The 11,982-nt window shown below is 75.2% G+C and carries 9 protein-coding genes; 2 read left to right on the top strand and 7 right to left on the bottom strand.

Translation table 11 applies throughout. From position 1 onward, the window contains the following. Nucleotides 1–33: 33 nt before the first annotated feature. From ACH34T_RS43140 to ACH34T_RS43110, 7 genes are all read right to left on the bottom strand, one after another. Nucleotides 34–255, bottom strand: a complete 222-nt coding sequence (locus tag ACH34T_RS43140) for a Flp family type IVb pilin (RefSeq protein WP_396026817.1) — start codon at nt 253–255, stop codon at nt 34–36. An 87-nt stretch (nt 256–342) separates the two neighbouring features. Then, nucleotides 343–1,269 carry a type II secretion system F family protein gene (locus tag ACH34T_RS43135; protein ID WP_396026816.1) on the bottom strand — a complete coding sequence of 309 codons (927 nt, stop codon included), beginning with the start codon at nt 1,267–1,269 and terminating at the stop codon, nt 343–345. Further along, nucleotides 1,266–2,249, bottom strand: coding sequence for a type II secretion system F family protein (locus tag ACH34T_RS43130; RefSeq protein WP_396026815.1), 984 nt, complete (start codon nt 2,247–2,249; stop codon nt 1,266–1,268). The genes ACH34T_RS43135 and ACH34T_RS43130 overlap by 4 nt, the downstream gene beginning before the upstream one ends. Then, the gene (locus tag ACH34T_RS43125; protein ID WP_396026814.1) at nt 2,249–3,547 is read right to left on the bottom strand and encodes a CpaF family protein; all 1,299 of its coding nucleotides are present in this window, start codon (nt 3,545–3,547) and stop codon (nt 2,249–2,251) included. Before ACH34T_RS43125 ends, ACH34T_RS43130 begins: the two co-directional genes overlap by 1 nt. Continuing rightward, nucleotides 3,548–4,480 carry a hypothetical protein gene (locus ACH34T_RS43120; RefSeq protein WP_396026813.1) on the bottom strand — a complete coding sequence of 311 codons (933 nt, stop codon included), beginning with the start codon at nt 4,478–4,480 and terminating at the stop codon, nt 3,548–3,550. Nucleotides 4,481–4,482: 2 nt separating this feature from the next. After that, the gene (locus tag ACH34T_RS43115) at nt 4,483–5,436 is read right to left on the bottom strand and encodes a hypothetical protein (protein ID WP_396026812.1); all 954 of its coding nucleotides are present in this window, start codon (nt 5,434–5,436) and stop codon (nt 4,483–4,485) included. Nucleotides 5,437–5,687: 251 nt separating this feature from the next. Beyond that, complete coding sequence (locus tag ACH34T_RS43110) at nt 5,688–6,404, bottom strand: TetR/AcrR family transcriptional regulator (RefSeq protein WP_396026811.1); 717 nt, start codon at nt 6,402–6,404, stop codon at nt 5,688–5,690. Between the two features lie 113 nt (nt 6,405–6,517). Between ACH34T_RS43110 and ACH34T_RS43105 the strand changes: the two genes are divergently transcribed. Together ACH34T_RS43105 and ACH34T_RS43100 are read left to right on the top strand one after the other, a co-directional pair. Beyond that, nucleotides 6,518–7,459, top strand: coding sequence for an NAD-dependent epimerase/dehydratase family protein (locus ACH34T_RS43105; protein ID WP_396026810.1), 942 nt, complete (start codon nt 6,518–6,520; stop codon nt 7,457–7,459). Between the two features lie 37 nt (nt 7,460–7,496). After that, nucleotides 7,497–11,912, top strand: a complete 4,416-nt coding sequence (locus tag ACH34T_RS43100; protein WP_396026809.1) for an FtsK/SpoIIIE domain-containing protein — start codon at nt 7,497–7,499, stop codon at nt 11,910–11,912. Nucleotides 11,913–11,982: the final 70 nt, after the last annotated feature.

Genomic DNA, 11,982 nt, shown 5'->3' with positions numbered 1-11,982 from the left:
CCGAGCGGAGCCCGTCGCGGGGCGGGCGGAGCGTCAGCCGGTGTTGATGTTGTTGGCCTTGTCCGTGACCTTCTTGGTGATCACCGCGCCGATCGTGATGGCGAGCAGCGCCAGGATCGCGGTGATGATCGCCCATTCGATCGCGGACGCGCCCTTGCTGCGCTCCTCGTCGGAGCGCAGCCGGGCGAGCCGCGCGCCGGCCAGGGCGCGCAGATACGCGACGAACGGATCGTTGAAAGGGTTGTGCTGACTCATCGTGGCACCTCCAGTGGGCCGTCTCGGCGGTGTCGTCGGCGGGGTCGGGGACGGGGTCGGGGACGGTCTCGGGCCGGGCCGCGCGCGTCATGAGGCGAGCACCCGGATCAGGGCCGGGTAGGCCAGGAAGATCAGGAACCCGGCGCACAGGAACAGCTGCGCGACGAGCATCGACTGGGAGCGTTCGCCCGCCTTGCCCTCCAGCTCGGACAGTTCGCGGCTGCGCATGGACGCGGCGCGGGCGGCGAGGGACTTGCGGATCTGCGCGCCGTCGTCGGCGACGAGCGCGAGCGCGCCCGCGAGGTCGCGCAGCTCGGCGATGTCGAGCTCCTCGCCGAGCCGGCCGAGCGCCTGCCAGGGCGTCTGACCGGTGATGCGGGCGTTGGACAGGGCGTCGCGGATGCGGTGCATGGCCCAGCCCTCCCCGACGTTCGAGGCGGTCATCAGCGCCTCGGGGACGCCGCGTCCGCCCGCGAGGTTCATCGAGACCAGGTCGAGGAACGCGCCGACGACGTGCCGGAAGTCCTGCCTGCGGGCCTGCGCCTCCTGGCGGAGCTGCATGTCGGGGAAGAAGAAGAACAGCGCGGCGAACAGCACGCAGATCCAGACGGGCACCGCGACGGACGAGCCGAGCCCGAGCAGCGTGAAGTACGCGACGATCAGCGGGATGAACAGCAGCGCGGCGGCGGGCAGCAGGAACTTCGTCGCGAGGAATCCCTCCAGGGACCGCTCGGTGATGGCGAGGTCGGCGCGGACGGAGCGCAGCCGCCAGCCGCGCGACTCGCAGACCCGCGCGAGCTCCCGTCCGATCCTGGCGCGGATCCCGCCGACCTTGTCCAGCGTCGGGGAGAGCCGTCCGGCCTGCCGTTCCTCCAGGTCACGGCGGCGGGCGGTGTCGAGCGCGGCCATCCGCGCGGCGAGTCCCGGCCGTTGCGGGAACAGCGCGCGGACGAGGACGTACAGTCCGAGGCCGACGACCGCGCCCGCGATCATCGCGGCGTTCAGGCCGTTCACGGGGCGCCACCGCCGCCCGCGTCCATGGTGTGACGGCCGCGGAGCGGAAGCTCCTGCGGGTCGGGGCCGTCGCCCTGCCAGCCCGCGACGGTGCTCGGCACCTCGCCCGGCACGCCCGGCTGGACGGTCTTGCGCGGCTCGCTGAGGAAACGCCCCGGCAGCTCGTACTTCGCCAGCCGCCGCAGCCACAGGAACGCGGCCCCGTACAGGGCGACGACGATGCACAGCACGAGCTGCCCCAGGAAGTCGTCGTACGGCTCGACGTAGGAGTGGTTGAACACGGCGAGGGCCAGGGCCGTCCCGACGGAGACGGCGACGACGATCCGGACGCTCCGCCGGGTGGACCGCCGGTCGGCCTCCACACGGCGCCGCATGTCCAGCTCGGCGCGAGCGGAGTTCGCGAGCGCGCTCAGCATGTCGCGCAGTCCGGGGCCGCGGAGCTTGGAGTTCAGGATCAGCGCGGCGATGACCAGGTCGGCGGACGGGTCGTCCAGGTCGCCCGCGAAGCGGCGCAGCGCCTCCGGCATCGGGACGCGGGTGTGCAGCCGGTCGACGAGGTTGCGGAGCGGCTGCTGCAGCGCGGGCGCGGCGGCGCGCTGCGAGGCGGGGATGGCCTGTTCGAGGCCGACGGCCCCGGCGATGGTGTCGCGGAGCGACTCCGTCCAGGCGGCGAGGCCCTCCAGGCGCGCCATGGCCCTGCGCTCCTCGGCGGCGCCGCCCGCGAGGCCGTTCCAGGCCAGGACGAGCGCGCCGGTCCCGGCGGCGGCGATCGGCCAGCGCGTCACGATCAGCACGACCATGCCGACGATGACGGCGACGGCGGTGCGGGTGGTGAACGTCCTGACGAGGTCCTCGCGGCTGCGGCCGCGGACGGGACGCGACCGCGCCGGAAGCCCGCGCAGCGCCGCGACCAGCAGGATCAGCCCGCCGCCCGCCACGGCGCCGGTGACGATGGCGAGGAGCACGTCGGGCGCGTACATCACCAGCCTCCGGCGGACGGGTCGTACCCGTGGTCGGCGAGTTCCTCGACGCACGAGATCGGCGCGGACGGCACGGCGTACCCGCCGGACCCGAGCGCGAACACCTCCGACGACAGGACGCGCCCGTCCACGCCGGTGACCTCCCGGACGCTGGACACGTAGCGGCGCAGCCGCCCCCCGGCCGCGTACTCGTTGCGCTTCTCGATGAACACGACGAAGTCGATCGCGCCCGCGATCAGCATGTGGGTCGCCTCGACCGGCAGCCGCTCGTCCGACTGGATCGCGTAGGTGGCGATGCGGTTGAAGACCTCGACCGACGAGTTCGCGTGGATCGTCGACAGCGACCCGTCGTTGCCCTGCGTCATCGCGTTCAGCATCGTGACGATCTCGTCGCCGAGCACCTCGCCGACGATCACGCGGGACGGGTTCATCCGCAGCGACCTGCGGACCAGCTCCGCCATCGTGATCGCGCCCTGCCCCTCGGAGTTCGGCAGCCGCTGCTCGAACGCGACGCAGTTCGGGTGGAGCTCGGGGAAGGCGTCCAGGCCGAGCTCCAGGGCCCGCTCGACGGTGATGAGCCGCTCGTGCGGCGGGATCTCGTTCGCGACGGCGCGCAGCAGCGTCGTCTTCCCCGCGTTCGTCGCGCCCGCGATCATGATGTTCTTGCGGGCGAGCACGGCGGCGCGGAAGAACAGCCCGATCTCCTGCGAGAACGTGCCGTTGCCGACGAGGTCGGCGAGGAACACCTTGCCGAGGCGGGCGCGGCGGATCGACAGCGCGGGACGGACGGTCACGTCCATGATCGCGGAGAGCCGGGAGCCGTCCGGCAGCCGCAGGTCGAGCTGCGGGTTCGCGGTGTCGAACGGGCGCGACGACAGCCCGCTGTACGCGGCGAGGATCTGGATCAGCTCGACCAGTTCCTCGTCGCTCTCGGCGACCGGCTCGCCCAGCACCTCGCGGCCGTCGGCGTAGCCGATGAACACGCGGTCGCAGCCGTTGACGTCGATGTTCTCGATCTCGGGGTCTTCGAGGAGGGGCTGGAGGCGGCCGACGCCGAACAGCGCGGCGTGCACCCCGGCGGCGAGCGCCTCCTCCTCTTCGGCGTTCGGCGGACGCCGCCCGGACGTGATCTCGCCGCGCGCGAACTCCTCCAGCACCTGGCCGATGAGCGCGCGGGCGAACTGCCGCTCGTCCTCCCCGGACATGGGCGGCAGGCCGTTGGCGGCGTCCAGCCTGCGCTGCTGCGCCAGCCGGTCGCCGACCTCCTGGCGGAGGCGTTTGACGAGCCCGTGGTCCATCTACGGCCGCCCCTCCTCGTGCTGCCCGCCGACCGGGACGCGTCCTTCGGGAACCGGCCAGCCTTCGGGCGGCGGCGACTGCGCCGCCGGCAGGCTCTGCGGCGGCGGGGGCGGCTGCGCGGCCCCCGGGAGGCGTCCGGCGAGGTCGCCGGCGACCTCGCGGGCGGAGCGGATCAGCAGCGACCGGTCCAGCCGCCCGCCCCAGCGGCCGGACAGCAGCTCGGCGCCCTTCGGGTCGAGGGCCAGGCCGCCGAGGACGGTCACGTCCGGCGGCGGGGGCCCCTGCTCGGGGTCGTGGGCGGCGCCGCGGCCCCTGGCGGTGGCGAGGATGCGGTCGACCTCGGCGATCGAGCCGCGGAAGTCGCGCGGGTCGGCGAGGACGAGCACGCCGACGGGCGGGCCGCCGCGCATCTCCGCGGTCAGCGCGGCGACGCGTTCGCGCAGGTGTGCGACCTGCTCCAGGGTGGCGCGGGTGAGCAGCACGACCAGGTCGGCCTCCCGCAGCAGCCCGGTCAGCGGCGTGTCAGCGCCGAGCCGGCCGCAGTCGGCGATCACGTCGACGGGGGCGAGGCCGGCGAACGCGCGGCCGAGCGGGCTCCACAGCCAGGTCATCGCCTGCGCCTGCTCGGCGTTGGTGATCCCGACGAGCACGTCGAGGCCGCCGACGAGCCGCTGGCAGTGCTCGGCGATCTGGTCGGGCCGCAGGCCGCGGCGGGCCGTGGCGGCGAGGCTGAGCAGCCCGCGGGACGGGTTGAGCATGCCCTCGGCGCCGTCGCCGTCCGCGGCCGCGGCGGGCAGCCGGTACACGAGGTCGCCGCCCGCCTGGTCGCACTCCGCGACCAGCACGGGACGCGGCCACACCGCGCCGAGGGCGACCGCGGCCGTCGTGACGCCCGGCGCCCCCTTGTCGGCCGCGAGCGCGATGAGTGCCACCGTCAGTTACCGCCCGTGCCTGCTGCCGGGGCGCCGCTGCCCCCAGGGACGGGGACGGTCCCGCCGGTGCCGCCTGGCGTCGCGCCGCCGGGGGTCGCGCCGCCGCCGGGGGTCGCGCCGCCGCCCGGGGTCGTGCCGCCGCCGGGGGTCGTGCCGCCGCCGGGGGTGGCGGGCGGCGGGACGGCGGTGTTCGCCCCGGCCGGGATCAGCGCGACCGCGATCGTCCCGGCGGAGGCCGCCTGCGTCACCAGCGGCGCGTCGGCGGGCGGGACGGCGACGCTCACGGTGGTCTGCTCGGAGCGCAGCTGGGCGCCGCCGAGGCCGCCGCCACCGCCGCCGCCGTCGCTCATGCCGACGACGATCGCGTCCTGGGAGAGGACCGTTCCGGGGCGGGGACCACCGTTCGTCGCACCGCCGACCGCGTAGAGCATGACGTGCCTGCCGACCTCGACGCCGACGTCGCCGCCGCCGGACGGGAACTGCCCCGGCTTCAGCGCGAGCCCGACGATGAGCCGTCCGCTGGACGGCGCGTCCGCCGGGCTGATCATGGAGTTGGTCAGCAGCGCGCCCTTGACCAGCGGGACGGCCGCGACGTGGCGGGTCACCTTCGCCCGCTCCGACCAGTCGAGGTACTGGATGCCTGTGTCGCCGACCTGGACCTCTTCGAGGGCGCTCGCCGGGATGCTCTGCCCGGCCGCGACCGGCTGCGCGATCCGGATCGCCGACACCCGCTCGCCGCTCGCCATCACGAGGTACGCGCTGGCGAGGGCGCCGCCGAGGATCAGCAGCAGCGCGAGCGCCGCCAGGGCCGGTTTGCGTTCGCGCGGGGACGCGGGGAGCCGCTGCCCGCCGGACGTGCCGAGCCCGGTACGCCCGAGCCCCGCCGCGCCGCCGGACGGGCCCGTCCCACCACCGCCGGAAATGGTCGACTGGTTGGACTTCATCGCGCTGCCCACGCGCTCCTTCCGCCTCCGCGAACCCCGTCGGGCAGGGCCCCGCGCATCACCGAGCGATCCATGCTTGCGGGGGCGGCAAGGTCACGTCAATGGATTCGGTGAACGGGTAGCGCGGCTTGTCGCGGCGTACCGCGGTGACCTGGGAAATCGTTGATCACTTGGTCACTTACCATCAGTCACACGCGTCACTGACCCCAGGGTGGACACCACTGGACGGCCCCCCAGGTGGACGGCCCGCGAGGCCGTCCGGGTCAGCGCTTCAGGCCGATGAGGCGTCCGAGGAGCGTCATCGTGTGGTCGAAGTAGTCGGACCGCGCCGGTTCGTCGATCAGGTTGTTGTACTGGCCGAAGACCTCGAAGCTGACCGTGCCGTACAGGCCGGCCCATGCGGTGAGGGAGCGCGCGATCACGTCGTCGGGGACGTCCATGGAGACGAAGGCGCGCGCGCGGCCCAGGCCCTCCGCGATCGAGGGTGGAGGAGGCGGGTACTGTCCGTCCGGCTCGACGGCGCCGGCGGCGTGCGCCTCGGTGACGATCCGGGCGAAGACGACGTTGTCCCGGATGGCGGCGGCGACGGTGTCGTCCGGCGCCTTGTAGCCGGGGACGGGCGACCCGTACAGCAGGGCGTACTCGTGCGGGTGCGCCAGCGCCCATTCCCGGACGGCCCCGCACACGGCGAGCCAGCGTCCGGCGAAGTCGCCGGGGGCGGCCTCGGCGTGCCGGGCGTCGGCGCGCTCGACCGCCTCGCCGACCGCGTTGTACCCGTCGATGATCAGCAGGGTGAGCAGGTCGTCGCGGCTCGGCACGTACCGGTAGATCGCCGAGGACACCATGCCCAGCTCGCGGGCGACCGCGCGCAGCGACAGCCCGGCCGCGCCCGCGGTGGCCAGCTGCCGGCCGGCGGTCTCGGTGATCTCCCGGATCAGCTCCGCCCGAACTCGTTCCCGTGCCGTACGAACCGCGCTCATGACCCCGATGTTAGCAGAGCGTCGCACCAAAATGAGAGCACTGCTCTTGACACGGCCGCTCACAAGGGAGAGCATTGCTCTCGCAACGGAGCATCGAACGCGAGGAGAGCACCATGGGCAGGCACGTGATCGTCGGAGCGGGCCAAGTCGGCGCGCACCTGGCAAGACGACTCGTCGAGCAGGGGCACGAAGTCGTTGTCGTGACCCGGTCCGGCTCGGGCCCGGACGGCGTCGAGCGGATCGCCGCCGACGTCACCGACCAGGCCCGGCTGACCGAGGTCGCCACGGGCGCCGACACGCTCTACAACTGCGTCAACCCGCCCTACAACCGCTGGACGCAGGACTGGCCGCCGATGGCGTCGTCCTTCCTGGGCGCCGCCGAGGCCACGGGGGCGGTTCTGGTGACGCTGAGCAACCTGTACGGCTACGGGCCGGTGGACGGTCCCATGACCGAGGACCTGCCGCTCGCGACCACCGGCGCCAAGGGCCGGGTGCGCGCGAAGATGTGGGAGGACGCGCTGGCCGCGCACAAGGCGGGCCGCATCCGGATGACCGAGCTGCGCGGGTCCGACTACTACGGGCCGGGCAGCACCGACGCGGGGCCCGTCGGCGAGGTCCGGTTCGTGAAGCCGCTGCTGGCGGGCAAGCGGGTGACCTACCTCAGCGACCCGTCCGTCCCGCACGCGTGGACGTACCTGCCGGACGTCGCCGAGGCCCTCGCCATCGCCGGGACGGACGAGCGCGCATGGGGACGGCCCTGGCACGTCCCGACCGGCCCGGCCGTCTCCCCGCTCCATGTCGCGGAGCGGCTGTGCGAGATCGCCGGTGCTCCGGCGCCGCGCGTCTCCGCGCTGCCGCGGCCCGTCTTCAACGTGATCGGGCTGTTCAACCCGCTGGTCAAGGAGCTGCGGGAGACCCGGTACCAGTTCGACAAGCCGTTCGTGCTGGACTCCTCGGCGTTCCAGTCCACGTTCGGGATGGCGCCGACCCCGATGGACGACGCCCTCAGGGCGATCATCGCGGCCCGCGGGCAGCGGACGCCCGCGGGTAATTAAGCTGAGCCCTTGTCCTGACGGCATCGGAGGGCACCGAATGCGGATCTCGTTCACGGCACTCACGGGCACGGGACCGCGCGATGTCGTGATGGACGTCGACTCCGAGGCCACCGTGGACGGCGTCGCCCAGTCGCTCACCGCCCTCCTCGACGGCCGGGCCCACCGCCTGACGAACGACGTCCTCCCAGACACCGGCGAGCTGCCGAGCCCGGACGAGCCGCTGAGGTCAGGAGGGCGCGCGGGACGTCCACGGCGGGCCCTGTGGATGGACGGGCGGATGCTCGACCCCGAGGCCCTCGCCGTCCGGGAGCTGCGGGACGGCGCCGTCGTGGCGGTCGACCGGCGCGGCGCCGCGGCCACCGTCCTCGCCGAGCCGACCGGGCTGGTCGAGGTGCGGGTCGTCGGCGGCCCGGCGGCCGGCTCGGTGCACCGGCTCGGACTCGGGGTCAGCACGATCGGGTCCGGCCGGGACGTGGACGTGGCGCTGGACGATCCGTCCGTCCCGGCGCGGTCGCTGCGGCTCACGGTCGGGCGGGAGGCCGTCGAGGTGGAGGCGTCCGAGCTGACGGTGCGCGGCGCCGCCGCACTCGACGGGACGCCCCTGGCCGCGAAGACGATGTGGCCGGCGGGCGGCCACCTGCGGGTGGGCTCCAGCGTCCTGACGCTCGGGCCGAGCGGCGCCCCCGACGCCCACCTTGAACCCCTTCCGGACGGCGGCCTCGCGTTCGACCGGCCGCCCCGTCCGGACGTCGTGCCTCGGGTCAGGCGACTGGAGGTCCCGCGGCCTCCCGAGCAGGGCCCGTTGGAGCGGCTCCGGCTGTTCGGGCGCAAGTCCCTGAAGGAGCACGAGCGCAGGTCCGCCGAGTTCGACGCCGAGCTGGAGCGGCTGCGCCGGGACGACGAGGCCGAGCGCCGCGCGCTGCACCCCGACCCGGCCGAGGTGCTGCTCACCGCGACCGGGCCCCGGCGGCGGCTCTGGGAGCGCCGCCGCGGCGACCCGGACGTCCTGGCGACGCGGATCGGCCTCGCCGACCTGCCCGCCCGGATCGACCTCACCGGCGACGCCGCCCGGATCCCGCCGGTCAACGCGCGCATGGTGCCGGTGGCGCTGCCGCTGGCTGAGCTGGGCGTCGTCGGGGTGGCGGGGCCGCGCCGCCGGTCCCGCGCGCTGGCCCGGTGGATGGTGGCGCAGGCCGCCGCGCTGCACGGGCCCCGCGACCTGGCGGTCGTCGTCCTGTGCGACGACCGGGACGCCGGCGACGAGTGGAACTGGGTGCGGTGGCTGCCGCACTGCGTGCCGCGCGAGGGCGAGGACTGCGTCGCCCTCGTCGGCACCGACCCCGAATCGGCCGCGCGCCGCGTCACCGAACTGGCGATCCGCGTCACCGAACGGCGCCGCGCCGCCCAGACCGCCCAGACCGCCCAGACCGCCCAGGCCGCCCAGACCGCCCAGGCCGCCCAGACCGCCCAGGCCGCCCAGGCCGCCCAGGCCGCCCAGGCCGCGTACAACATCCTTTTCGTCCTGGACGGTGCGCGGACGCTGCGCCGCATCCCGGGTATGCCGATGCTCCTGTCGCGCGGCGCCGAATTCGGCCTGTACGGCATCTGCGTGGACGACGACGAGCGCCTGCTCCCCGAGGAGTGCCGCGCCGTGGCCGCGTGGGACCCCCAGCACCCCGCGACGGTCCGGCTCCGCGGCCAAGGCTTCGACTTCCCCGTGCTAGCCGACCAGGTCTCGCCCACCTGGACCGACCGGGTGGCGCGCGCGCTGGCGCCCGTCCGGGACGTGCCCCGCGCGGAGGCCGCGGACCCCGTCCCGGCGGAGGTGCGGCTGCTGGACGTCCTCGACATGCCGGAGCCCACCGCCGACCACGTCCTCCGGACGTGGACGCGCACCGGAGGCCGGACGACCCGCATCCCCATCGGGGCCGCCGCACGCGCCGCCCGGCCGGTCCGGCCGTACGAGATCGACCTGCGCGCGGACGGGCCGCACGTCCTCATCGCGGGAACCGCAGGGGCGGGCACGTCGGAGCTGCTGCGGACGCTCGTCGCGTCCCTCGCCGCCGCGAACCGTCCCGACGAGCTGATGTTCGTCCTCATCGACTACAAGGGCGGGGCGGCGGTCGGGGACTGCGCCCGCCTCCCCCACACGGTCGGCGTGGTCACCGACCTCCTGGACGGCCACGCCGCCGAACGCGCCCTGGAATCCCTGGCCGCCGAGCTCCGCCGCCGGGAGGAGGTCCTCCTCGACGCGGGCGCCAAGGACATCGACGCCTACGACGACCTGCGCTCCGGGCGGCCGGGGCTGCCGTCCGTGCCGCGGCTGGCGCTGGTCGTCGACGAGCTCGCCGCCATGACGGCGGAGGCGCCGGGCTTCGCCACCGGGCTGGTCGACGTCGGGCGGCGGGGGCGGTCGCTCGGCGTCCACCTGATCCTGGCCACGCGGCTTCCCGCCGGGACGGTCACCGCCGACATCCGCGACCTCGCCGGGCTGCGGATCGCGCTGCGCCTCACCGGCCCGGACGAGTCCACCGAGGTCCTCGACGCACCGGACGCCGCGCAGATCTCCAAGTCAACGCCTGGACGCTGCTACGTCCGCTCTGGCGAGTCGCCGCCGCAGGCCGTGCAGGTGGCGCGGGTCGGCGGGCGCCGTCCAGGGGCCGACACCATCGGGCGCGGGCCCATCGTCGTGCCGCTTCCCTGGCAGAGTCTCGGCCATCCGCTGCCCGTCCCGCACGGCACCGTCCCCGGAGAGGACGCCACCGACCTCGGCGTGCTCGTCCAGGCGATCGACGAGGCCGCCCGCCGCGCGGGCATCGCGCGGCAGCCGTCCCCGTGGCTGAACCCGCTGCCGGAGCGGATCACGCTGACGCCCCGGAACGCGGCCGGCGGCTCCGTCGTGGACGTCCCGCCGATCCCGTTCGGGGTGACCGACCTGCCCGCCGTCCAGAAGCGCGAGGACCTGGCCCTGGACCTCGCGTCCGGCGGGCACCTGTACCTCGCCGGCTCCGCCGGGTCGGGCCGCTCCACCGCCCTGCGGACCATCGCCGGGTCCCTCGCCGCCGCCTGCTCCCCCTACGACGCGCACCTGTACGCGATCGACTGCGGCGCGAACGCGCTGCTGCCGCTGACCTCGCTCCCGCACTGCGGCGCGGTCGTCGCCCGCGACCGGCTCGACCGCTGCGAAAGGCTCCTCACCGCGCTCGCCGCCGAGGTCGCGCGGCGGCGGCGGGTCCTCGCGGAGGCGGGCTTCGCGTCCCTGGCCGAGCAGCGCGCCGCCGTCGCCGCGACCGACCGCCTGCCCTGGATGGTGCTGCTGCTCGACCGCTGGGAGGGGTTCCTCGGCGCGTTCGAGCACCACGACGACGGCCGCCTCGTCGACCGGATGATCCGGCTGCTGGACGAGGGCGGCGCCGTGGGCCTGCGCGCCGTGGTCACCGGCGACCGCTCCGGCCTCGGCGGGCAGTTCTCCACCGTCTTCGGCCGCCGCCTCATCCTCCGCATGGACGACCCGGACGACTACGGCTACGGCGGCCTCAAGGACAGGCAGGTCCCCGCCGCGATGCCGCCCGGCCGCGCCCTCGAACCGGTCGAGCCGGGCGCACCGCCGCGCGAGTCGCAGATCGGGCTGCTGGGGGACGACCCGTCCGGCTCCGCGCAGGCCGCCGCCCTCCAGGAGATCGCCCGCGCCTGCGTGTCCCGGTACGGCCGTCTGCCCCGCCGCCGGCGCCCCCTGCGCGTGGACGAGCTGCCCGTCCGCGTCACCTACCGCGAGGCGATGTCGCTGGACCGCGAGTTCCTCGCACCGTCCGCGCTGTGGGCGCTCGTCGGCGTCGGCGGCGACACGCTCGCGCCCGTCGGCGTCGACCTGCTCAAGGACGGTCCCGGCTTCGCCGTCGCGGGCCCGCCCCGCTCCGGCCGCTCCACCACGCTCCGGACGATCGCCCACTCGCTCCTCGACCCGTCCGTCGGCGGCGGGCTCGTCCCCGTCGTGCTCGTCACGCCGCGCCGCTCGCCGCTGCGCCTGCTGTCCGGGCATCCGGGGGTGCTCGGGCTGCTGACGTCCGACTCGGGCCCCGCCGACCTCGCCGCCGCGATCGGCGACGAGCACCGCTACGCCGTCGTCGTGGACGACGCCGGACTCCTCGACCGGACCGGCCTGGACGACGCGCTCCGCGACGTCCTCCGCGCCGCGCGGGACGGCGCGCACGCCGTCGTCATCGGCGGCGCGACCGGCGAGCTGGGCCGGGGCCAACGCGGCTTCCTGTCCGACGTCCGGCGTTCCCGCTCCGGCGTGCTGCTGTCGGTCGAGTCACCGGACGACGGCGGCCTGTTCGGCCTGGACCTTCCGCGCAACGCCCCGCTCGGCGGGCCGACGGGCCGCGGCCTGTTCGTCGCCGCGGGCGTCGCGACCCAGGTGCAGGTGGCCCTGCCGCCGCCGGCCACCGACTGATCGCGAGTGGTGCGGGGCCCCGCCCCGGGGGGGTGGGGCGGGGCCGCGGCCTCGCCGGGAAGCTCGCCGC

Origin of the sequence: Actinomadura sp. 9N215 (assembly GCF_044326345.1) — a bacterium.
Taxonomy (GTDB): Bacteria; Actinomycetota; Actinomycetes; order Streptosporangiales; family Streptosporangiaceae; genus Spirillospora.
Note: the sequence above shows the minus strand (reverse complement) of the source record. Positions and strands in the feature narration are given on the sequence as shown.